15 protein-coding genes are annotated in these 23,469 nt (G+C 68.3%); 9 read left to right on the top strand and 6 right to left on the bottom strand.

The annotated features are described in order from the left end of the window. Window positions 1–36: 36 nt before the first annotated feature. The 4 genes from FBZ90_RS14635 (at window position 37) to ku (FBZ90_RS14620) (ending at window position 6,649) form a co-directional block, all read left to right on the top strand. On the top strand, window positions 37–1,338 hold the full coding sequence (locus tag FBZ90_RS14635) for a TolC family protein (RefSeq protein WP_145733292.1): 1,302 nt from the start codon (window positions 37–39) through the stop codon (window positions 1,336–1,338). After that, window positions 1,335–2,510, top strand: coding sequence for an efflux RND transporter periplasmic adaptor subunit (locus FBZ90_RS14630; protein ID WP_145733290.1), 1,176 nt, complete (start codon window positions 1,335–1,337; stop codon window positions 2,508–2,510). Before FBZ90_RS14635 ends, FBZ90_RS14630 begins: the two co-directional genes overlap by 4 nt. Before the next feature lie 11 nt (window positions 2,511–2,521). Continuing rightward, complete coding sequence (locus FBZ90_RS14625; RefSeq protein ID WP_145733288.1) at window positions 2,522–5,773, top strand: efflux RND transporter permease subunit; 3,252 nt, start codon at window positions 2,522–2,524, stop codon at window positions 5,771–5,773. A gap of 63 nt (window positions 5,774–5,836) precedes the next feature. Next, window positions 5,837–6,649, top strand: coding sequence for a non-homologous end joining protein Ku (gene ku, locus FBZ90_RS14620; protein ID WP_145733286.1), 813 nt, complete (start codon window positions 5,837–5,839; stop codon window positions 6,647–6,649). Window positions 6,650–6,659: 10 nt separating this feature from the next. Here ku (FBZ90_RS14620) and FBZ90_RS14615 read toward each other — a convergent pair whose 3' ends face one another. The 3 genes from FBZ90_RS14615 to ku (FBZ90_RS14605) all read right to left on the bottom strand — a co-directional run bounded on the left by FBZ90_RS14615 (window position 6,660) and on the right by ku (FBZ90_RS14605) (window position 10,762). Next, a complete protein-coding gene (locus FBZ90_RS14615) occupies window positions 6,660–7,274 on the bottom strand; it encodes a glutathione S-transferase family protein (RefSeq protein WP_145733284.1) in 615 nt (204 codons plus the stop codon). A gap of 77 nt (window positions 7,275–7,351) precedes the next feature. Next, window positions 7,352–9,916, bottom strand: a complete 2,565-nt coding sequence (ligD, locus tag FBZ90_RS14610) for a DNA ligase D (RefSeq protein ID WP_145733282.1) — start codon at window positions 9,914–9,916, stop codon at window positions 7,352–7,354. Between the two features lie 3 nt (window positions 9,917–9,919). Then, window positions 9,920–10,762 carry a non-homologous end joining protein Ku gene (gene ku / locus FBZ90_RS14605; RefSeq protein WP_145733280.1) on the bottom strand — a complete coding sequence of 281 codons (843 nt, stop codon included), beginning with the start codon at window positions 10,760–10,762 and terminating at the stop codon, window positions 9,920–9,922. 145 nt (window positions 10,763–10,907) lie between these two features. On the opposite strand from ku (FBZ90_RS14605), the gene FBZ90_RS14600 reads away from it, so the two are divergent. The 4 genes from FBZ90_RS14600 to FBZ90_RS14585 all read left to right on the top strand — a co-directional run bounded on the left by FBZ90_RS14600 (window position 10,908) and on the right by FBZ90_RS14585 (window position 16,507). Next, the gene (locus tag FBZ90_RS14600; protein WP_145733278.1) at window positions 10,908–11,975 is read left to right on the top strand and encodes a zinc-binding metallopeptidase family protein; all 1,068 of its coding nucleotides are present in this window, start codon (window positions 10,908–10,910) and stop codon (window positions 11,973–11,975) included. 116 nt (window positions 11,976–12,091) lie between these two features. Further along, window positions 12,092–13,309: an ROK family transcriptional regulator gene (locus FBZ90_RS14595; protein ID WP_145733276.1), complete on the top strand. Its 1,218-nt coding sequence runs from the start codon at window positions 12,092–12,094 to the stop codon at window positions 13,307–13,309. Between the two features lie 99 nt (window positions 13,310–13,408). Continuing rightward, the gene (locus tag FBZ90_RS14590; RefSeq protein ID WP_145733275.1) at window positions 13,409–14,938 is read left to right on the top strand and encodes a carboxylesterase/lipase family protein; all 1,530 of its coding nucleotides are present in this window, start codon (window positions 13,409–13,411) and stop codon (window positions 14,936–14,938) included. A 156-nt stretch (window positions 14,939–15,094) separates the two neighbouring features. Then, the gene (locus tag FBZ90_RS14585; RefSeq protein ID WP_145733273.1) at window positions 15,095–16,507 is read left to right on the top strand and encodes an EndoS/ChiA family endoglycosidase; all 1,413 of its coding nucleotides are present in this window, start codon (window positions 15,095–15,097) and stop codon (window positions 16,505–16,507) included. A gap of 54 nt (window positions 16,508–16,561) precedes the next feature. Here FBZ90_RS14585 and FBZ90_RS14580 read toward each other — a convergent pair whose 3' ends face one another. After that, window positions 16,562–17,881: a sugar porter family MFS transporter gene (locus tag FBZ90_RS14580; RefSeq protein ID WP_145733271.1), complete on the bottom strand. Its 1,320-nt coding sequence runs from the start codon at window positions 17,879–17,881 to the stop codon at window positions 16,562–16,564. 184 nt (window positions 17,882–18,065) lie between these two features. Here FBZ90_RS14580 and FBZ90_RS14575 point away from each other — a divergent pair, with 184 nt between their 5' ends. Continuing rightward, the gene (locus FBZ90_RS14575; protein ID WP_211102039.1) at window positions 18,066–21,500 is read left to right on the top strand and encodes a glycosyl hydrolase 2 galactose-binding domain-containing protein; all 3,435 of its coding nucleotides are present in this window, start codon (window positions 18,066–18,068) and stop codon (window positions 21,498–21,500) included. A gap of 53 nt (window positions 21,501–21,553) precedes the next feature. Here the strand turns inward: FBZ90_RS14575 and mqo are convergent, their stop codons facing one another. Next, window positions 21,554–23,056, bottom strand: coding sequence for a malate dehydrogenase (quinone) (gene mqo, locus FBZ90_RS14570; RefSeq protein ID WP_145733269.1), 1,503 nt, complete (start codon window positions 23,054–23,056; stop codon window positions 21,554–21,556). Continuing rightward, window positions 23,053–23,448, bottom strand: coding sequence for a cupin domain-containing protein (locus FBZ90_RS14565; protein WP_145733267.1), 396 nt, complete (start codon window positions 23,446–23,448; stop codon window positions 23,053–23,055). Before FBZ90_RS14565 ends, mqo begins: the two co-directional genes overlap by 4 nt. Between the last annotated feature and the right edge of the window lie 21 nt (window positions 23,449–23,469).

Below are 23,469 nucleotides of genomic sequence, written 5' to 3'. Positions count from 1 at the left end.
CACGGCGTCATCGATCCTGCTTGTCCGGAGCCTTTTATGCGCATCCCGATCATCGGGCTGGCCGCGGTCTTGACCGCCGCCTGGCCCGCCTGGGCCGTGGCCGAACCGCCACCGGCCCCGCCCGTGTCCGCCCCCCTGTCAGCCGCCATGCCGGCCACCACGCCGGCCGCCGTGCCGAGTGCCGACACGGCCCTTACCGCGCTGATCACCCAGGCGCTGGCCACCAACCCCCGCCTGAAGGCGGCCCAAGCCCGCGCCGGGGCCGCCCAGGGTGACATCACCCAGGCCGGCGTCCTGCCCAACCCGCAACTGTCCCTGCAAACGGAAAACCTGGCCGGGTCCGGCCCCTATCGCGGCACCCGGGCCATGGAAACCACGGTGGGCCTCAACCAGCTGGTCGAACTGGGCGGCAAGCGCGGCAGCCGGCAAGCCGTGGCGACGGCGGCGGAAAGCCGCGCCCGCCTGGACGCCGACATCGTGCGCCTGGACCTGATCCGCGACGTGCGGGTCGCGCATGCCGCCCTGCTCGCCGCCACGGCCCAGCGCGCCATTGTCGAGGAACAGCGCGGGTTGGCGGCCGAAACCGCCCGCGCCGTGGCCGCGCGTGTCCAGTCCGGCCACGACAGCGCCATTCAAGAGGACCGTGCCGCGACCAACCTGCGCCAGGCGGAGATCGAGGCCGCCCGTGCGGCACGGGATGAGGCCGCCGCACGCCGCAGCCTGGAGCTGCTGGTGGGGGGGCCCGTTCCTGTCCTGGATCCCGCCGCGCTGCGGAATCTGGGGGCGCCCCCGCCCGCCCCGGCCACCGGGAACAGTCCCGACGTCGCCCGCTGGCGGGCGGAGGTGGGCCGCAGCCGGGCGGCGATCGCGGTGGAACGCGCCCGCGCCGTGCCCGATGTGACCGTCGGCGCCGGGGTGCGCCGTTTCAACGACGGGCGCGATACCGCCCTGGTGCTGGGCGTCACCATTCCCATCCCGGCCTTCGACACCAACCGGGGCGGCATCCACCGCGCCTATCAGGAAAGCGTGGAGGCGGAGATGGAACTAGACCGCGCCACCCGGGACCAGGACACCGCCCTGGCCATCGCCAGCGACCGTGTAGCCGTGGCACGTCAGGAGGCGGACACCTTGGCCCGCCAGGTCGTGCCCGTGGCCGAACAGGCCGCCGCCGCCACCCGGGAAGGCTATCGCCAGGGCAAGTTCCCCTACCTCGACGTGCTGGACGCCCAGCGCACGCTGCTGGCCGCCCGCCTGACCTTGGTCGCGGCCTATCAAGACTATCACCAGAGCCGGGCCGATCTGGACCGGCTGACCGGCGCCGGGGAGGCCCAGCCATGACCACCATCAGCACCAAAGCCCTGCTGCGCCTGGGCGCCGGGGCCCTGACCCTGGGCGCCCTGGCCGCCTGGATCGCCACCGGCCAGGCGCCCAAGGGGGAACCGGCCGAGCATAAGACAGAGGCGCACGATGACAGCCTGGTACGCCTGACGCCGGAACAGGCGCGGGCCGCCGGCATCACCACGGCGACGGCGGGCCCTGGGCGGCTGGTGCGGCGGGTGCGCGTCACCGCCACGGTGACGGCCGACCAGGACCACATCGTCCACATCGCCCCGCGCATCGCCGGCGTGGTGGCTGACGCGCGCAAGCGGCTGGGCGACGCGGTGACCGCTGGCGAGGTGTTGGCCCTGATCGACAGCACCGAGGTGGCCGACGCCCGCGCCGAATATCTGGCGGCGCGGGAAAATGAGCATCTGGCCCGCACCACCGCCGAGCGGGAGGAGGCGCTGTGGCGCCAGCGCATTTCCCCGGAACGCGACTATCTCCAAGCCAAGGCGGCGGCGACGGAGGCCGCCATCCGCACCGGCCGCGCGCGCCACAGCCTGCAGGCGCTGGGATTGGATGAAGCCAGCGCCAAGTCCTCGGGCGCCGGCCTGCAACGGCTGGAACTGCGCAGCCCCATCGCCGGCCAAGTCATCGCCCGCACCGCCACGCGGGGCGACCGGCTGGCCGCCGATGCCGACGCCTATGTCGTCGCCGACCTGTCGCTACTGTCGCTGATCTTCCCCGTCTATGCCCAAGACCTGCCGTTCGTCGCCGTGGGCAAGGCGCTGCAGGTGAGCGGCGCGGATGGGCGCATGACCACGGCCCGCGTGACCCATGTCGGCCCCGTGCTGGACCCGGCCACCGGCTCCGCCCCCGTGGTGGCGACGCTGGAAAACCCGGACGGGTCATGGCGGCCCGGCGACTTCGCCACCGGCACGTTGGAGGCGGACGCGCAGGAGGCCGCCTTGCTGGTGCCGGAAAGCGCCGTGGTGACCCTGGACGGCCAAACCCAGGTTTTCGCGCCCGTGCCCGGCGGCTATGCCCGCCGGCCGGTCACCCTGGGCCGTGGCGACGGCACCCAGGTCGAGGTGCTGGCCGGGCTGAAGCCCGGCGACACCGTCGCCGCCGGCAATGCCTTCATCCTGAAGGCGGAGGCCGGCAAGGGCGACGCCGGCCACGACGAGTGAGGAGACGAGCCATGCTTGAGCGCATCCTCACCCTGTCCGTGCGCCACCGCTGGATGGTGGTGGCGCTGGCCGTGCTGGCAGCCGCCGCCGGCGGCTGGGCGGCGCGGTACCTGCCCATCGACGCCGTGCCCGACATCACCAACAAACAGGTGCAGATCAACACCACCGCCCCGGCCCTGTCGCCGGTCGAGGTGGAAAAGCAGGTGACCTTCCCCATCGAGACGGCCTTGGCCGGCATTCCCGGGCTGGAAGGCACGCGGTCGCTGTCGCGTAACGGCTTTTCCCAGGTCACGGCGCTGTTTGCGGAAAACGTCGACATCTATTTCGCCCGCCAGCAGGTGGCGGAGCGCCTGAACGAGGCCAAGGCCGCCCTGCCCGAGGGCGCGGAACCGCACATGGGCGCCCTGTCCACCGGCCTGGGCGAGGTCGCCATGTGGACCGTGGCCCTGGCCCCGTTCGACGCGGCCCGCGTGAAGCCGGGGGCGGCCGGCTGGCAGGCCGATGGCAGCTACCGAACGCCGGAGGGCCAAGTGCTGACGACGGAGGCGCAGCGGGCGACATACCTGCGCACCGTGCAGGATTGGATCATCCGGCCGCAGCTGAAGTCCGTCCCCGGCATCGCCGGTGTGGATGCCATCGGCGGCTATGTGAAGCAGTACCAGGTGGCGCCCGATCCGCTGCGCCTGGCGGCGCGGGGACTGACCCTGGCCGATGTCATCCAGGCGCTGGAGCGCAACAACACCAGCGCCGGGGCCGGGTATCTGGAGCGCCGGGGCGAGGCCTATGTCGTGCGGGCCGACGGCCGGCTGCGCGACATGGGGGAGATCGGCGCCGTGCCCATCGCCAGCCGGGACGGCACCCCCGTCTTCCTGCGCGACGTGGCCACCGTGACCCTGGGCCATGAGCTGCGCACCGGCAGCGCCAGCGAGAATGGCCGGGAGGTGGTGGTGGGCACCGCCCTGATGCTGGTGGGCGGCAACAGCCGCACGGCCGCCGCCGCCGTGACCGCCAAGCTGGCCGAGGTGGCCCGCACCCTGCCGCCCGACGTGGTGGCCCAGGTGGTGCTGGACCGCACCAAGCTGGTGGACGCCACCATCCACACGGTGGGCAAAAACCTGGCGGAGGGCGCGCTGCTGGTGGTGGCGGTGCTGTTCGCCCTGTTGGGCAACATCCGCGCCGCGCTGATCACCGCCGCCGTCATCCCCGTGACCATGCTGCTGACGGCCATGGGCATGGTGGAGGCCGGCGTCAGCGCCAACCTGATGAGCCTGGGCGCCCTGGACTTCGGCCTGATTGTCGACGGCGCCGTCATCATCGCCGAGAACTGCCTGCGCCGGCTGGGCCACCGGCAGCAGATGGCGGGCCGGCCATTGACAACATCCGAACGGATGGCGGAGGTGGTGGCCGCGACCAAGGAAATGATCCGCCCCTCCGTCTACGGCCAGGCCATCATCATCCTGGTCTATGTGCCGCTGCTGACCTTCACCGGGGTGGAGGGCAAGATGTTTCGGCCCATGGCCCTGACCGTCATCACCGCCCTGGTGGCCGCCTTCGCCCTGTCGCTGACCCTGGTGCCGGCGCTGATCGCCCTGGTCATCACGGGGCCGGTGAATGAAAGGGAGAACCGCGTGGTGGTGCTGGCCAAGGGGTGGTACGCCCCCCTTCTGGACCGGGCCCTGGCCACACCGGCACCCTGGATCTTTGGGGCGGCCTGCCTGTTCCTGGCCAGCCTGGGCCTGCTCACCCGCATGGGGCAGGAGTTCATCCCCACGCTGGACGAACAGGACATCGCCGTTCAGGCGGTCCGCATCCCCAGCACCTCGCTGACCCAATCCACCACCATGCAGAAGGAGGTGGAGCGGATGGTCAGCGGCCTGCCGGAGGTGGCCTTCGTCTTCTCCAAGACCGGAACGGCGGAGATGGCGGCCGACCCCATGCCCCCCAACGCGTCCGACACCTTCATCATCCTGAAGCCGCGGTCGCAATGGCCGGACCCGGCCTTGCCCAAGGCCGACCTGGTGGCGAGGGTCGAGACGGCGCTGGGTCAGTTGCCCGGCAACGCCTATGAATTCACCCAACCCATCCAGATGCGCTTCAACGAACTGATTTCCGGTGTGCGCAGCGACGTGGCGGTGAAGCTGTACGGTGACGACTTCGACACCCTGCAGGCTTCGGCCGCCCGCATCGCCGGCGTGCTGCAGGGCACCGCCGGCGCGGCGGACGTGCGGGTGGACCAGGCGGCCGGCCTGCCCACCCTGGACATCCGCGTGGATCGCCAGACCGCCGCCCGCTTCGGCCTCAGCGCGCAAGACGTGCAGGACGTCGTGGCCATGGCCGTAGGGGGCCGTGCCGCCGGCCAGGTGTTCGAGGGCGACCGCCGCTTCGACATCACCGTGCGGCTGGCGGATCCCCTGCGCAACGACCTGGACATCTTGCGCGCCCTGCCGGTTCCCCTGCCCACCGGCAACCAGACCGGCGGCGGCCAAACCGGCGGCGGCGCGGACGCCGCGCGCTTCGTGCCACTGGGCACGGTCGCCAGCTTCACCCTGGCGGAGGGGCCCAACCAGATCGGGCGGGAGAATGGCAAGCGGCGCATCGTCATCCAGGCCAACGTGCGCGGCCGGGACATCGGCTCCTTCGTGGCGGAGGCGCAGGCGCGGCTGGCCGCCGTCCCTCTGCCCTCCGGCTATTGGGTGACATGGGGCGGGCAGTTCGAGAACCTGGCGGCGGCGCGGGCGCGGCTGGCGGTGGTGGTGCCGGCCTGCTTCATCGCCATCTTCCTGCTGCTCTACGGCGCCTTGGGCTCCCTCCGCGACGCGGCACTGGTGTTCAGCGGGGTGCCCTTGGCCCTGACCGGAGGCATCGCCGCCCTATGGCTGCGCGGCATGCCCTTCTCCATCTCCGCCGCCGTGGGGTTCATCGCCCTGTCCGGCATCGCCGTGCTGAACGGCCTGGTCATGGTGTCCTTCATCCGCCAGGCCATCGCCGACGGCGGCGATCCCCTGGCCGCCATCCGCGACGGGGCACTCACCCGCCTGCGGCCGGTGTTGATGACGGCGCTGGTGGCCTCGCTGGGCTTCGTGCCCATGGCGCTGGCCACCGGCCCGGGGGCGGAGGTGCAGCGGCCGCTGGCCACCGTGGTCATCGGCGGCCTGATCAGCGCCACGGCGCTGACCCTGGTGGTCCTGCCGGCCCTGTACCGCCGCTTCGCGGCGCCGGGGACGGCGCGGGCGGGGGCGGCGGTACCCTCACTGGCCGAATAGCGCGGAACCGGTCCTCCGTTTCGGCGGTTTCCCCGGGGCACCACCCCTGGGGAGATCGCCGGAATGGCCGCGCGTTCGTTCTGGAAAGGCTATCTCAAGCTATCCCTGGTCACCTGCCAGGTAGCCATGACGCCCGCCACGTCGGAGAATGAGAAGGTCCGCTTCCACACCCTGAACCGCGCGACGGGCAACCGCGTGGTCAGCCATTATGTCGACGCCGTCAGCGGCGATCCGGTGGATGAGGAGGATGAGGCCAAGGCCTATCCCAGGGGCGAGGACGATTACCTGATCCTGGAGGATGACGAGCTGGACGCGGTGGCGCTGGAAAGCACCCGCACCATCGACATCGAGATGTTCGTGCCCCGCGATAGCATCGAGTGGATCTGGTACGATACCCCCCATTACCTGACGCCCAGCGACCCCGTGGGAGAGGAGGCGTTCTCCGTCATCCGCGAGGCCATGGCCGCCACCGGCAAGGTCGGCATCGCCCGCCTGGTGATGTACCGGCGGGAGCGGGCGGTGATGCTGGAGCCGCAGGGCAAGGGCATCATCGTCTGGACCCTGCGCTACGGCGATGAGGTGCGGGATGCTGACGCCTACTTCGGCGACATCCACGAGGAAAAGCCCGAGCCCAAGCTCCTGTCCCTGGTGAAGACGCTGATTGAGGAGCGCACGCGTCCCTGGGCCCCCTCCCTGGTGGACGACCCGGTGCAGGACCGCCTGCTGGACCTGATCGCCGCCAAGAAGAAGGGCCGCAAGCGTCCGGCCAAGGCCAGGACTCCTGAGGCCGATACGCCCAGCAACGTCATCAACATCATGGACGCGCTGAAGAAAAGCCTGGCAGCCGAGGGCAAGGGCGGGAGCAAGCGGCGGTAGGCCCGCCCGCTCAGGCGTACGGCACGGCCTGGAATTCCGGCAGCGCCTCCGCACGAGCCGACAGGCGGACCAGGCCGGGATGCTTGGCCGGGTCGATCAGACCCGGGGCCATGTTCTGGGCGAAGTACCAGGCGACGGCGGTGGTGATATCGGCCTGGTTGGGACGGTCGCCGCCCATCCAGGCGCCGCCGTCCCCCACCTCGCGCTCCAGCAGGTCGAAGGCGGTGATGGCCTGGGCGCGCACCCGCTCCAGCCAGGGTTGGTGCTGCTTGTCCTCGGGGCGCAGCTCCAGCTCATAGACCACCTGCACGGTCTTCTCGCACGCCACCAATGCCAAGCCGATAAGGCGCTGGGCCTGGATGAAAGCGGCAGCGTCGGCGGGCATGAGGTGCCTGTCCGCTGGAACCAAGCGTTCCAGCGCGTCCAGGATCAAGGTGCTGTCCATGAGCACCGTGCCGTCGTCCAGCACCAGGGTCGGCGCCTTCACCACGGGATTGATGGCGGCGAAGGTGTCATAGTGGCGGAAGACGGATACGCGCTCATGCTCGAAGGGCAGGCCCATGGCCACCAGCGAGATCCCGACGCGGCGGACATAGGGTGAATCCGGCATTCCGATCAGACGCATGACGGGACCTCCTGAGCTGTTGGGAGGCGCATTCTGCCTGAAACCGGGCGCGGCGCCAGCCCTTTGACCCGCCCTCCCTAACCGGCCCGCTGGCGCACCGGCCTTTTCGCCTCCTCCAAAGGCCGGGCCGCCGTCCGGAAATCCGCCCATGGGTCGGCGGAAAGGGCGGCCAGCCGCGTGGGCGCCGTCATGACGGTGAAATAGGCGGGGCCGATGGCGGGGCTCAGTTCTTCCCAGGCCAGAGGCATGGAGACGGCCGCCCCGGGACGTGCCCGTGTGGAATAGGCCGCGACCGCCGTGGCCCCCCGCTGGTTGCGCAGGTAGTCTACCAGGATCTTGCCGCCCCGCTTGGCCTTGGTGATGGTGGCCACGAAGCGCGCCGGGCTGTCGGCGGCCATGGCGTCGGCGATGCCCTTGGTGAAGGCCTTCACGGCCGTCCAATCGGCCTTGGGCGTCACCGGCGCCACCACGTGCAGGCCCTTGCCACCCGTGGTCTTGACGAAAGCGGCCAGGCCGGCCTGTTCCAGCCTGTCCTTCACCTCCCAGGCGGCGTCAATGACAGACTGCCATGGCACGCCCTCCCCCGGGTCCAGGTCCAGGGTGAGGGTGTCCGGCCGTTCCCAGTTCTTAAGGGTGGCCCCCCAGGGATGGATTTCCAACACCGCCGCCTGCACCAGCCCCAACAGCCCGTCCAGGTCATTCACCGCGATCAGCGGCCCTTCCGCTGGTTCCGTCGGGTCGGGCACCTGGATGATGGCCTTGCTCAACCCCTTCCAGGCATGCTTCTGGAAAAATGACTCACCCGTGATGCCGTTGGGGCAGCGCAGCAGGGCCAGCGGCCGTTCGACGATGAAGGGAGCGATGGAGCGCCAGACTTCCGTGTAGTAATCGGCCAGACCGGCCTTGGTCACCCCCGCGTCCGGCCAATAGACGCGGTCGGGGTGGCTCAGCTTCACCAAGGGCTTTGACAGGGTGGCGCCCGCATCGCGCACCGCTCCCGCCGGCGCCTTGGCGGCCGGTTCGCGCACAACGTCCTTGGGGTCCTTGTCCTCCCGCAGGCCCCGGAAGGCGGCATGGCGGATGTTGCCATCGCCCGTCCAGGTGCGGAAGTCCACCTCCGCCACCAGCTCCGGCCGAACATAGCGAACCTGGCGCCGCTCCTCGGCAGTCAGGGTGTCGTCGAAAGGACTGTTCTCAACCCGCATGCGTTCCAGGCGGCGGAACAATTCTTCCGCTACCGAAACGGTATAGCCGGTGCCGACGCGGCCCACATGGCGCAGCTCGCCCTGGTCGTAGACGCCCAGGACCAGGGAGCCGATGGCGCGGCGCGCGGTGGTGGAGGGCACATAGCCCGCCACCACGAATTCCTGTCGGTTGCCGCATTTGGACTTGATCCAGCCCTTGCCCCGGCCCGGCTTGTAGGGGGCATCGCGCACCTTGGAGACGATGCCCTCCAGGCTCAGGCGGCAGGCATGGTTCAGCACCAGGCCCCCGGACTCATCGAAATGCTCGCTGTAGCGCAGCGGGCCAGCGGCCCCCGCCAGCAGATCCTTGAGCGCTGCCTTGCGCTGCTCCAACCCCGCGCCGCGCAAATCCTGGTCCTCCAGGTGCAGCAGATCGAAGGCGTAGAAGACGAAGCGGTCGCTGCGCCCTTCGCTGAGATCGGCCTGCAAGGCGGAAAAGTCGGAGGCGCCGGCGGCGTTCTCGACCACCAGTTCACCGTCGATCAAGGCCTTGCCGATGGGCAGATCGGCCAGGGCCTCCGGTACCGCCTTGCCGAACCGCTTGGTCCAATCCAGGCCGCTCCGGGTCAAGAGTTTCACCCGCCCCGCCTCGATGCGCGCCTGCAGGCGATAGCCATCGAACTTGATCTCATGAATCCACCGCTGCCCCACTGGCGGCTTGGCCTGCAAGGTGGCCAGGGCGGGCTCCACGAAGTCCGGCAGCGGCGCGGTCTTGGCACCTTTCAGCCCAGCTGTTCCGGCCGCCTTGGGACTGGCGGCACCGGCGGGGGGGCGCGCCTTCTTCTCGACCTTGCTTTTCTCGATCTTGCCCGTCTTGGACGACCAGCCGGGCTCCTCCCCCGCCACATCGTCGATGACCCGGCCCGTCTTCACCGACTCCGGCCGCTCCTCCAGGATGTCGGGATCGCCCTCGCCGCGCGCGGCCTCATCCTCGCCCTTGATCAGCAGCCAGTTCTCGCGCTTCTCGCCCGGCCGGCCCCGCATGCGCACCAGATGCCAGTGGCCCCCCAGCTTTTCCCCATGCAGCTCGAAATCCAGGTGCCCCTTGGCATAGCCTTTGTGCGCGTCACCCACGGGCGTCCATTCACCCCGGTCCCAGACGATGACCGTGCCGCCGCCATATTCACCCTGGGGGATGGTGCCCTCGAAGTCGCCATAGTCCAGCGGGTGGTCCTCGACATGCACCGCCAGGCGCTTTTCCCCGGGGACAAGGCTGGGCCCGCGGGTGACGGCCCAGCTTTTCAGCACACCATCCATCTCCAGCCGAAAATCATAGTGCAGGCGGGTGGCGTCATGCTTCTGGATGACGAAGCGATGACCTTCCGTCCGGCCCTTGCGCCCCCGCGGTTCCGGCGTGGCGGTGAAGTCGCGCTTCTTGTGATAGGTTTCCAGGGCCATGGTTCAGCTCGCCTTGCGCTGGGTGGGGCGCCGGGCGGGAGCGGCGGCCTTGGCGGTGGCACGCGGCTTGGCGCCCAGTCCGGCGCTTTCCCTCAGCGCCGCCATCAGGTCGGTGGTCTTCCTCGGCGGGGCGCGTTTGGCCGCCGGCAGGGCCTTGCCCTCCAGCTTAGCCTTCACCAGGTCGGCCAGTGCCGCTTCGTAGCGGTCATTGAAATCCTCCGGCTTGAAGGTCCCGGTCTTGGTCTCGATGATGTGCTTGGCGAGGTCCAGCATCTCCCCCTCGATCTTGATGTCCGCGATCTCATCGAATGCCTGGGCGGCGGGGCGGACCTCGTAATCGAAATTGAGCGTGGTGGCGATCAGGCCGGCGCCGTGGGCGCGGACCAGGACGGTGCGGGCACGGCGGAACAACACCGTTTGGGCCAGTGCCGCCACCTTCTTGGCGCGCAACCCTTCCCGGATGAGGGCATAAGCCTCATCCGCATGACGGTCGCTGGGGGCCAGGTAATAGGGCTTGTCGAAATAGACGTCGTCGATCTCGCCACAGGGGATGAAGGCCAGGACGGACAGGGTCTTGTCGCTTTCCGGTACCGCCGCCGCCGCCTCCTCCGGTTCCAGGATGACGTAGTCGCCCCGCGCGACCTCATAACCTTTCACCTGGTCTTCCCGCTCCACCGGCTTACCCGTTTCGCTGTCCACGAACTGGCGGTGTACCCGGTGACCGGTGACGCGGTTCACGGTATGAAAGGCGATGCGCTCGGACGCGGAAGCGGCGGTGTAAAGCGCCACCGGGCAGCTGACCTCCCCGATCTTCAGGAAGCCCTTCCAATTCGCCCTGGGTGCCATGGCAGCCGCCTTCATGGGGAGAAACAGGATATAAACGCCGGCAGCGGCACGGGGGTTCCGGGAACTGGTTATGTCCTGCATCGTTTAGCGGACGCGCGTCACCGCCCCGGGGAGCGCCCGGGGGACCGCTTGAGGGAGAGCCCGCGTGAATCTGTTCAACTGCCAGGCCTGCGGCCAGATGCTGTACTTCGAGAACAGGCTGTGCGAACGCTGTTCCCACCGCCTGGGCTACCTGCCCGACGACGACCGGATGCACGCGTTGGAGGCGGAGGGGGACGCCTGGCGTGCGTTGGGGGCGCCCGACGCCCTGTACAAGTTCTGCGCCAATGCCGGGCAGGACGCCTGCAACTGGCTGATAGCCGCCGACGCGGCGGAGCCCCTGTGCGCCGCCTGCCGCCACAACCGCACCATCCCCGACGTGTCCCACCCGACCGCGCTGGCGCAATGGCGCAAGATCGAGCTGGCCAAGCACCGCCTGTTCTACACCCTGATCAAGCTGGGCCTGCCCCTGGCCAACCGGGCAGACGATCCCGACGGCGGCCTGGCCTTCGACTTCCTGGATGACCCGCCGGAAGGCGCTGTCATGACAGGACATGACAACGGCTTGATAACATTGGCCTTGAAGGAAGCCGACGATGCGGAACGGGAGACGCGCCGCACCCAGCTGCACGAACCCTACCGTACCCTGCTGGGCCATTTCCGGCATGAGGTCGGCCATTATTACTGGGACCGGCTGGTGCGCGACGAAGACCGGCTGGAGGCCTGCCGCGCCCTGTTCGGTGATGAGCGCCAGGACTATGCCGCCGCCCTTCAGCGCCACTATGACCAAGGCGCGCCGGCCGACTGGCAGCAGGGCTTCATCAGCGCCTATGCCACCAGCCACCCGTGGGAGGATTTCGCCGAAACCTGGGCGCACTATCTGCACATCGTCGACACGCTGGAAACGGCCCATGCCTTTGGCGTGAGGGTGCGCCCCATGGTCGATCACACCGGCGACCTGTCCGCCCGGGTGGACTTCAACCCCTATCGGCGCGGCACCATCGCGGACATGGTGGACGCCTGGCTGCCCATCGCGTTCGCCGTCAACAGCATCAACCGCAGCATGGGTCAGGCGGATTTCTATCCCTTCATCCTGACGCCGGCCGTCATCGCCAAGCTGGGTTTCATCCACAGCCTGATCATCGCCGACCGAAGGGCGAAAACCGCCGCGTAGACGCCGTCTCTGTCCTGACAGGACAGGAAAAACTTTTTCTGTGACTTATAGGTCATATCGGGCCAGACTGGAGCGTAACAGGATAACGATGTCATCAGCAGGACAAGGGCACGCCCATGCTCGACGGCCACAGCCATGTTGCGCCCCTCCACTCGCTGGCGGCCAGCTTGTCCGGCACCAACCTGGAGCGGGCCGGCGACCATAACCAGCGCGTGACCCTGCAGGCCATCCGCGTGGGTGGCCAGATCACCCGCGCGGAGCTGGTGGAACTGACCGGCCTGACCTTGCCGGCCATCGCCAACATCACCAAGCGCCTGTTGAACGAAGGACTGATCATGGAGGCGGGGCGCCAACACGGCGGCCGGGGCCAGCCGGCCATCCTGTTGCAGATGAACCCGGACGGCTGCTTTTCCATCGGCGTCAACATCGACCGCGACCACATCACCGTGGTGGTGCTGGACCTGTTGGGCAAGGTGCGCGCCCGCGCCTCGCGGGAGATCGACTTCGCGCCGCCGGAAGTGGTGGCCCACTTCTTCCGGACGGAAATAACCGCCATCCTCCAACGCACGGGCCTGCCGCTGTCCCGCTTCATCGGCATCGGTGTCGCCATGCCGGACGACATCGGCCGCGTCCCGCTGCCACGCTGCCCAGACGTCTACGCCGCCTGGCATGACGTGGATGTGGCGGGCCTGTTCGCCGATATCTTGCCGCTGCCCGTGTTCGTGGAGAACGACGCCACGGCCGCGGCCCTAGGGGAACTGCAATTCGGCCACGGGCTGCGCCACCGCAGTTTCTTCTACATCCTGATCAGCGGCGGCCTGGGGGGCGGCATCGTCGTGGACGGCATCCAGTTCCGTGGCGCCCGGGGACGCAGCGGTGAGATCGGCTTCCTGCCCGTCCGGTCCGACCGCACCCACGCCCGCACCCTGCAGGAGGCCGTGTCCCTGTCCGCCCTCTATGACCGCTTGGCAGCCGCCGGCCGCCCCATCGATCAGCCGGAGCAGCTGTGCCACCTGGCCGGCACCCCCGGGGAAGCGGTGATGGATGAGTGGATCGAACTGGCGGCCGACCTGATGACCGACCCGCTGGTGGCCACCAACTGCCTGGTCAACCCCGAGGCCATTTTCCTGGGCGGCCGCCTGCCGGCCCCGCTGGTGGACAGGCTGGCCGCCGCCCTGAACCACCGCCTGAGTGACCATCACATCCCGCAGGTGGCGCCCGTGCTGCGGGCCGCCATGGCCGCCGACGCGCCGGCCGTGGGCGCCGGCATGCTGCCCTTCACCGACCGCCTACTGCCCAGCCGGGCCGCCCTGATGAAGACGGCGGAAAACTGAAGCCGGCTTCTGTCCTGCCGGACAGAAAAACGCGCTTGATCAATTAAAACAATTTCCTTTAGTTGGATCTTAACAACGGCGCCAGGGAGGGCGGCCCCGGTGATCCAGCGGAAAATCCTTGCACTTCTGGCGCTGGGCCTATTGCTCATCGGCGCGACGCCGGCGTACGCCGCCACGGTGGACGTCGTCACCAGCATCGGCGCCCTGCGCGGCACGGACGATGGCAAAGGCGGCGCCCTGTTCCAGGGCATCCCTTTCGCGCAGCCGCCGGTTGGCCCGCTGCGCTGGCGACCGCCGCAGCCGGTCGGTTGGGCGCAGCAAACGCGCGACGCCACGCGGCCCTCGCCGCCCTGCCTGCAGCGCGGCTATGGCTGGAATGACGCCCTGGCGGCCCGCAGCCGAGAGGACTGCCTGTACCTGGACATCCGCACCCCGGCCCTGTCGCCGCGCGCCGCCCTGCCCGTCATGGTCTGGATCCATGGCGGCGCCAACCGGGCCGGCGGGGCGGACGGCACGGTTCTGTCCAGCCTCGCCGATCCTGTCGGCCCAAATGGGGGCGTGGTGCTGGTGGCCATCCAGTACCGGCTGGGCACTTTCGGCTTCCTCTCGTTGCCGGAGCTGACGGCGGAATCCCCGCACCACGCCTCGGGCAATTACGGGCTCATGGACCAGATGGCCGCCCTGTCCTGGATACGGGCCAACATCGGCCTGTTCGGCGGCGATCCCAACAACATCACCATTTTCGGCGAGTCCGCCGGCGGCCAGGATGTGGGGCAACTGATGCTGGCGCCCCAAGCGCGCGGCCTTTTCGCCAAGGCCATCGAGCAAAGCGGCACCGCCGGCTTCGGCCTCCCGCCCCGCACCCTGGCGGAGAATGAGGCGCTGGGCCGGCAGTTGCTGGACAAGGCGGGAGTGAAGGACTTGGGGAAATTGCGCGCCCTGTCCGGATCCGCCATTCTGGCGGCCACCGATGCGCTGAAGCCAGCCACCATCGCCGATGACAGCTTCATCTGGCTGCAGGCGGTCATTGACGGCTGGGTCCTGCCCAAAGCGCCGGAAGCGCTGCTGGCGGACGCTGCCCCCGTCCCCCTGATGATCGGCAGCAACGCCCGTGAGCTGACCCTGTATGGCGGGCCGGATGCCGTGGTCCCGACAATCCATCAGGCCTTCGGTGCACATGCGGCGGCGGCGCTGGCCTTCTACGGCATCAAGGACGGCATCCTGCCCGCGCCCGATCCGCGCCTGGGTGACGTGGCGACACAGTTGGCCGACGATTTGACCTTCCGTTGCCCCACCTTGCACGTCGCGGCGGCACATGCGGTCGCGGGCCATCCCACCTGGGTCTATCACTTCGACCGCAGCCCGGCGCAAGGGCCAGTCACCCACGGCAGCGACCTGCCGTTCCTGTTCAGCGGACTGCCCGCAGGGGCGCCAGGCGACGACGCCCCCACCCTGCAACGCTATTGGGTCAACTTCGCCCGCAACGGCGACCCGAACGGCCAGGGCCAAGCCCGATGGCCCGCCTACACCGCGCAGGACGGGGGCTACCTGGCCTTCACCGACGCGGGGCCGGATGCGAAGACCGGACTGCGCGGCCCCTTGTGTGGACTGCGGCGGCCAGCAGCCTGACACGCCCCTATATAACCTCATGCCAGCATGGCGGTGAGGCAATCTGACCTTTCCTCTCCCGGGCGCAAAGGGAATCTCATAATTGAATAGTTTTTGGCGTATCGATATGAAGTTATACTCGTAATGCGGGATAAAATATTATAGTAGGCCGCCCTTATGTCGAACCCACCGCCCAAGCCCGCCAACCCCGCCGCTCCGCTTCTGTCCGTCTACTGGCTGAATTCGGAACTTACGAATACCTATCCAGCCCCCGCACTCAGGGACGTCCTGGCCTATACCAACGGTGTCAACGGCCCACCCCAGACTGGGGTGGTCTATCTGATGGGCGCGAGTTTCCTCGGTTCCCCCGAAAGCTTCGCCGCGCCCTACGTTCAGTTGGAGCCATCGCTGCTGAACACCCTGCAAAACGGGGATGTCGCCCTGCTACAGAAGGCCGGCGTCAAGGTATTGCTAACCATCCAGGGTTCCAATTCCGGTGGCAACACCATGGGTTGGTCAACCATGAGCGATACCCAGAGCGCAGCATTCGCCCAGTGGCTGGCTAGCAACGTCATCAACGCCTATGGCCTGGATGGTGTGGATATTGATGACGAATTCTCCAGCGCCCCCGGCACCCCACAGAATCTAATCGACGCCGTGGCCAATCTTCGTGCGCAGATCCCGGGCAAGCTCATCACCAAGGCCCTGTGGCGGGACACAGATGTGTTCGGGTTGACTGCGAGCGCATCCACCCCCTACTCCGGCGCCACGATGCCGCAATTGCTGAACTTCGGTTCCACCATGTCCTACGGCACGGGCGCGGCGGGCATAGAATCCGCCACGAAGGCATATACTAGCACTAGCAGCCTGACCTATCCCCTGGCCGCGTCACAGCTCTGCGCGGGAGTTCAGGCTGGGCCCAGCAATGGCCATTGGATGACATCGCTGGCAGACACCACTAGTGTCGCAACCTGGGCCAAGAATAAAAACTACCTGGGCGTGATGATCTATTCATTCTCACAGGACATCGAGGAATTCACCGGCACTGCGACCGACCCAAGCCAATACAAGTATCCTTATCCCAGCGCGGGCGATCACATGTTCCAGCAGGCCGTTGTGCAAGCCTGGGGCGAGACTTTTACCGTCAATCAGCAGGCCATCGCCGGCCTGTTCTATCCAGCTGGCTCCTTTTACCTAAGCAGCAAGGATATCCAGATGACCTTGAGCGCTGAATTGAAGACCAAGCAAGGCACATGGGTCAGCGCAACCCTGGATATCCTGGCCTTGTCAAATGCCAACATCACCAACAGTGATGGTACATTCGTCCAGCAGGCAACCATGCTGGAACAGAGCCAATACCAGTCCATCCAGCAAAAGATGACGGCCCAGGGCCTGGGCGCCTTCGTCCCGGTCGGTGACTACTGGTCGTCGGCGCGGAATGTCAGCGTCACCCTGTCAGCCCAATGCCGTACGATAGCCGGGGGCTATCAAAATTCATCCCTGGGGCTGAGCACAGCCAACCCGGCCAACACCATCGTCGTCAACAACAACGGCGCTCTGCAGTTGCAAGCGGTACAGCCCGTTGGCTGAACTTGGGCTGGGGATGGCTGGGGCATACTCCCAGTCATCCCCAGCCCTTCCACCTCAGCTTTCCAGCTGGCCGGCCATTTCCTCCAGCGACACGCGCTTGGTTTCGGGGAAGAACAGCAGCACCACCACGAACTGCAGGGCCATCATGGCGGCGAACAGGTAGAAGGGCGCGCCCTTGGAGTATGTGGCCACCAGGGGGAAGACGCCGGACAGGAAGGCATTGGCCAGCCAGTGGGTGGCGCTGCCCAGGCTTTGCCCCCGCGCCCGCACCGCCGTGGGAAAAATCTCCGCGATATAAACCCAGATGACCGCCCCCTGGCTGAACGCGAAGGAGGCGATGAAGCCCAACAGCGCCCAGATGAGATAGGCGGCGCTGCCCATGCCCGACAGGATGAGGGCGGCCGCCGCCAAGCTGAGGGTCATCCCCACGGCGCCCGTCAGCAACAGCGTCCGGCGCCCCGCCCGGTCGATGACCGTCATGGCGATGCCGGTGAACGCCAGGTTGGTCGCCCCCACCGCCACGGATTGCAGGTCGGCCGAGACCTTGGCGAAGCCGGCGGCGGCGAAAATGTCGTTCAGGTAATAGAGGATGGCGTTGATGCCGCTGAACTGGTTGAACAGCGCCAGGCCCACGGCCAGCAGGATGGGCCGGCGATGGTGGCGCCAGGACAGGCGTCCCGCCTCCTGCCCCGCACCCGCTGCCCCCGCACCAGCTGCCAGCGCGCGGACGGCGGTGTCGCCCGCGGGCGCCCCCATGCGGCGCAGCACCGTCGCGGCCTCCTCCACCCTGCCCTTCACCGCCAGCCAGCGCGGGCTGTTGGGGATGAAGGCCAGCAGGATGAGGAACACGGCGGACGGCACGGCGGTGACCGCCAGCTTCCACCGCCATTCGGCGTCGCCCAGGTCCAGGCCACCGACCAGGTAGTTGCTGAGGTAGGCCACCAGGATGCCCAGGACGATGTTCATCTGGAACAGGCCCACCAGGGCGCCGCGCCGCTGCGGCGGCGCGATCTCCGCGATATAGACCGGGGCCAGCACGGATGACCCGCCGATGCCCAGGCCACCGATGAAGCGGAAAAAAACGAGGGAGGGCCAATCCCACGCCAGGGCGGCCCCCACCCCGGAGATGAGGTAGAGCAGCGCCATGACGCGCAGGCAGTCACGGCTGCCATACCGGTCGCCCGGCCCTCCGGCACCCAGGGCGCCGACGCAGGTGCCGACCAGGGCGCTGGACACGGTGACACCCACCGCCCCGGGCGACAGGTTCATGACCGTCCGCAGGTCGCCGGTCACGCCGGCGATCACCGCCGTGTCGAAACCGAACAGCAGGCCGGCCAACGCGGCGGTCGCGATGCTGAGGAACAAAAATGCCATAGGCAGGCCCCTCCCCCTTTTTTATTTAACTAAGTTGTTTTATTAAATTGCCAATGCTGCTTTGTCGATAGCCTGTACTAGGATCGGCAGCCCAGCCTGGTCGGGAAAGGGCGCCCTTCAGCACCCATGTCCGGCCTGAAGAATAATGGGTGGCCCACCGGGCCAACGAGGGAGGGTATCCTTGATGCACGGGATCGATAAGCCGAATGCCGTCCGGCGCCTACTGTGGGCCTCGCTGATGGTGTCCACCGCCTGGGCCGCGCCATTGAACGCCTTTGCGTCTGACAACGCTGTCAGCGCTGGCCCGTACAATGCCGCCTTCCTGGCGGGCGGCGATGGGCTGACCAAGTCCCTGGGCGGCATCACGCTACCCGCCGATGGCCCCTGGACACTCTCCACCTGGTTCCAAGCCGATGAGGTCGGCACCGCGCTGCTGGCCGGCGTGGGCGACCCGGCCCAGGGCCGCTATTTGGGGCTGAAGGACGGCCGGCTGGCCCTGCGCACCGGCACCGGCGAGGGCATCAGCGGCGGGGCGGCCGTGAAGGCCGGCACCTGGCACCACGCCCTGGCCAGTTCCGACGGCAAGACCGTCCACCTCTACCTGGATGGCGCCGAGGTGGCGCAAGGCGCGGCGGCGCGGAATGCCGTCACACCGGTGGTTGGGCTGGCCCCGCGCCTGGGGGGCGCCTTCGCCGGCCGCATCGCCGGCTTCACCGTCAGCGCCCAAGCGCTGAGCGCGGCGGAGGCCAAGGCCGCGGCCCAGCGGACGCCCACCGCCGACCTGATCAATTTCGAGGCCGCCAGCCCGACCTGGCCGGTGCAGGTCAAGCAGATGATGGGCCAGGTGACGCCGCAGGATGCCTGGACCCTGCCCAAGAGCGCCGCCCCGTTCTCCCAACCCGTGGCCAAGCCGCCGCCCAACGGCCCGGCGCTGAAGGCCGACGGCGCCGGCAATTGGACCGTCGGCGGCTGGCGCCTGGCGGAGGCACCCAAGGTGCGTGGCGATGGCGCGCGCATCTCCCAGCCCGGCTTCGATACCGCGGCCTGGTACGTGGCGACGGTGCCCGGCACCGTGCTGACCACCCTGGTCGACCGCGGCGTCTATCCTGATCCGGATTACGGCCTGGACAACCTGGCCATCCCGGAAAGCCTGAACAAGCAGGATTACTGGTACCGCACGGAATTCGACGCCCCGGCCGACCTGCGGGACCGCCACCCGCTGCTGACCTTCAAGGGGATCAACTACGCCGCCGAGGTGTGGCTGAATGGCGAGCGGCTGGGCGGCGTGCGCGGCGCCTTCATCCGGGGGCAGTTCGACGTCACCGGCCATCTGCGCCCCGGGCAGAAGAACGTGCTGGCGGTCAAGATCAGCCCGCCGCCCCACCCCGGCCTGCCGCATGAGCAGTCGATCGCCGCCGGCGTGGGCGAGAACGGCGGCATGCAGGCCCTGGACGGCCCCACCTTCATCGCCAGCGAAGGCTGGGACTGGATCCCCGCCGTCCGTGACCGCAACACCGGCCTGTGGCAGGACGTGACCCTGACCGCCACCGGCCCGGTGCGCATCGGCGACAGCCAGGTGGTGACCAAGCTGCCCCTGCCCGACACGTCCAAGGCCGACATCACCATCACCGTGCCGGTGGAAAACCTGACCGGCCAGCCGGTGCAGGCCGAGATCCGCGCCGACTTCGACGACGTGACGGTCGTCAAGACCGTGACCCTGGCGCCAGGTGCGGGCAGCGTCATCCTGTCCCCCGCCGAGTTCCCGCAGCTAAACGTGAAAAACCCGGCGCTGTGGTGGCCCAACGGCCTGGGCGATCCCGCCCTGCACGCCCTGACCTTGACGGCTGCCGCCGGCGGCACGCAATCGGATGAGAAGCACACCCGCTTCGGCATCCGCGAGGTCAGCTATGAGCTGTCGCTGATGGATGCCACGGGGCATGTCCGGCGGGTGGAGGTCGACCCCACGCTGGCGCAGGGCCAGCAGGTGGTGGACGGCAGCCACACCGGCATCCACAAGATCGCCGGCGGCTGGGTGTCGTCCCTGACGCCGGGGGCCGAAAAATCGCCAGCGGTGAAGCCGTTGCAGGACTCCAGCCTGGCCCCTTATCTGATCCTGAAGGTCAACGGCGTGCGCGTGCCGGCGCGCGGCGGCAGCTGGGGCACCGACGACTGGCGCAAGCGCGTGTCGCGCGACCGGCTGGAGCCGTTCTTCCGCCTGCACCGCGAGGCCCACGTCAACATCATCCGCAACTGGGTGGGTCAGAACACTGAGGATGTGTTCTTCGACCTGGCCGATGAATATGGCCTGATGGTGCTGAACGACTTCTGGGAAAGCACGCAGGACTACAACATCGAGGCCCAGGACGTGCCGCTGTTCCTGGACAACGCCGCCGATGTCATCCGCCGCTATCGCAACCACCCCTCCATCGTGCTGTGGTTCGGCCGCAACGAGGGCGTGCCGCAGCCGGTGCTGAACGAGGGACTGGAAAAACTGGTCACCAGCCTGGACGGCACCCGCTATTACAGCGGCAGCTCCAACCGCGTGAACCTGCAGGACAGCGGACCTTACGACTACCGCGACCCGTCGCAGTACTTCACCAAGCTGTCCCGCGGCTTCGCGGTGGAGGTGGGCACGCCCAGCTTCCCCACGCTGGAGGCGTTCGAGGCCGCGGTGCCGCAGGCCGACCGCTGGCCGGTCAGCGACACTTGGGCCTATCACGACTGGCATCAGTCCGGGAACGGCGACACCCACGGCTTCATGGCGGCCATGGACCGCAAGCTGGGGGCGGCCACCAGCCTGGCCGACTTCGAGCGCAAGGCCCAGCTGATGAACTATGAAACCCACCGGGCCATCTTCGAGGGCATGAACGCCGGCCTGTGGACGGTGAACAGCGGCCGCCTGCTGTGGATGACCCAGCCGGCCTGGCCCAGCACCAACTGGCAGATCATGAGCCATGACTACGACACCCACGGCGCCTTCTACGGCGTGCAGAAGGCGGCGGAGCCCCTGCACGTGCAGCTGGACGCACCGGACGACGGGATCACCGTGGTCAACAACACCCGTGAGGCCAGGAAGGGTCTGACCATCCGCGCCCGCGTCCTGACCGTGGCCGGCCAGGTGATCAGCGACCTGACACAGAAGGTCGATGCCCCGGCCGATGCCGTCGCCCACGCGCGGAAGCTGGACCTGGCGGCCGCCATCAAGGCCAATGGCCTGGTGCTGGTGGCGTTGGATCTGTCGGACGCCGCCGGCACGCTGTCGCAGAACGTCTATTGGCGCGTCGCCGACGAGGCCGCCACCCGCCACCTGAACGACCTGGCGCCACAGCCCGTCGCCCTGTCCACCCGCACGGAACGGGCAGGCGATGAGGTCAAGGTGCATGTGACCCTGACCAACACCGGCGGCGCCGCGTCGCTGATGAACAAGCTGACCCTGCAGAACGCCGACGGCAGCCGCCTGCTGCCGGCCTACGCCAGCGACAACTACGTCTCCCTCCTGCCGGGTGACCGGCGCGAGGTGACCATCGCCTACCCCGCCGCCCTGGCGCAGGGCCAGCCCAAGGTGGCCTTGCGCGGCTGGAACACCCAGCCGGCCACGGCGGCGGTGACGGTCCCCTGAACCCGATCCGGATGGCCCCCGGTTTCACCCCGGAGGGCCATCCGGGCAGGCCTTCAGCCGCCGATGTCCTCGATCTTCAGCACCGCGGCCGTCGCCGCCCGCGTGGCGCGGCAGGCCGCCGCGTCCCTGGCCAGGTCGATGCCATAGCTGGGGAAGATCGCCTTCAGCGCCGGCAGCCAACCGGACTCGGTCAGGCGATCCACGAAGCAGGTTTGCAGGACCTCCACCGCGATGGCGGCGGCGGTCGACGCGCCGGGTGACGCGCCCAGCAAGGCGACCAGCGACTTGTCGGCGGCGGCGACCAGTTCCGTTCCGAACTCCAGAACGCCGCCGTGCCCCTCGGCAACCGGCTTGATGATTTGGACGCGCTGTCCGGCCACCGCCTCCCGCCACTGACCGCGCTGGGCGGTGGGGAAGAACTGGCGCAGCATCTCGAATTGATGATGCCGGCTTTGGAACACCTGGCCGATCAGATATTCCTCTAGCGCCGCGTTGTCCTTGGCGACATCCAACAAGGGCAGGATGTTGCTGGCGGTGATCGACCCGAACAGGTCCGCGACCGAGCCGTGCTTCAGGAATTTGGTCGAGAAGCCGGCATAGGGCCCGAACAGCAGCGAGGTCTTGCCATCGATCACCCGCGTGTCCAGGTGCGGCACGGACATGGGCGGTGACCCCGTGGCGGCCTTGCCATAGATCTTGGCGTGGTGGCGTGCCGTCACCGCGTCCACGTCGCAGCGCAGCCAAATGCCGCTGACCGGGAAGCCGCCATAGCCCTTGGCTTCCGGGATCCCCGACTTCTGCAGCAGGTCGATCGCCGCCCCGCCCGCGCCGATGAAGACGAAACCGGCGGACAGGGTTTGGCGGGTGCCGTCGGTCATGTCCTCGGTCGTCACCATCCAGCGGCCGTCCGCCGCCCGGTCCAGGGCGACAACCTCGCGGTGATAGCGCAGGTCCACGCCCTCATCGCCCAGATGACGCACCAGCAGATGGGTCAGCGCGCCATAGTCGACGTCGGTGCCGGTGATGATGCGGGTGGCGGCGACCTTCTGCGCCGGATCGCGCCCCTCCATGACCAGGGGCGCCCATTCCGCGATTTGCGCGGGATCCTCGCTGTACTCCATGCCGCGATAGCAATGATGCGCGCTCATGGCGGCGTGGCGGGCCTTGAGGAAGGTGACGTTCTCCTCCCCCCAGACGAAGCTCATGTGCGGGCAGGGATGCAGGAAGGCGCGCGGGTCGGGGATGGCGCCGGACGACACCAGATGGGCCCAGAACTCCCGCGACACGTCGAACTCGGTATTCACCTTCAGCGCCTTGGAAATGTCGATGCCGCCATCGGGGCGCTGCGGCGTGTAGTTGAGTTCGCAATTGGCCGCATGGCCGGTGCCGGCGTTGTTCCACGCCATGGAGCTTTCCTGGCCGCAATCGCCCAGCCGCTCGACCACGGCGATGCGCAGCGACGGGTCCAGCGCACGCAGCAGCGTTCCCACGGTAGCGCTCATGATGCCGGCGCCGATCAGCAGCGCGTCGACATGCGGGGTGTCGGAGGCTGTCATACCTGGTCCCCCGTGGGTTTGAAGTGCAGGCCGGCCCCCGGGTCATAGACGACGTAGGCACGCCGCCAAGGCTCCGTGCCGATCAGGCGCCAGCGATGGCCGCTGCCGCTGTCATCCTGGGCGATCAGCACGTCGCCGGGGCGGATGGTGAAGGTGGCGCCGGACTTCACCTCGAACTCGATGGTGCCCGACAGGGTGATGACAAACTGCGGCTGAGGGTCCTGGTGCCATTCGAACGAGCCGCCGGTGGCGGTCTCCTGGAAAGACAGCTCATGCACGGCGATGGGCAGGCCGGAGGCCCGGCCATGCAGCCCCGCGCCGATTTCCAGCTCCCCTTCTTCAAAGAGGGAGTTACCGTCCGGGCCGGTCCATAGTCGGATACAGCGGATCATTTACGTCTCCGGTTCGAGGGT

This window comes from Nitrospirillum pindoramense, from assembly GCF_007827955.1.
Lineage (GTDB): Bacteria > Pseudomonadota > Alphaproteobacteria > Azospirillales > Azospirillaceae > Nitrospirillum > Nitrospirillum amazonense_B.
This window is presented reverse-complemented; position numbering and strand designations above follow the sequence as displayed.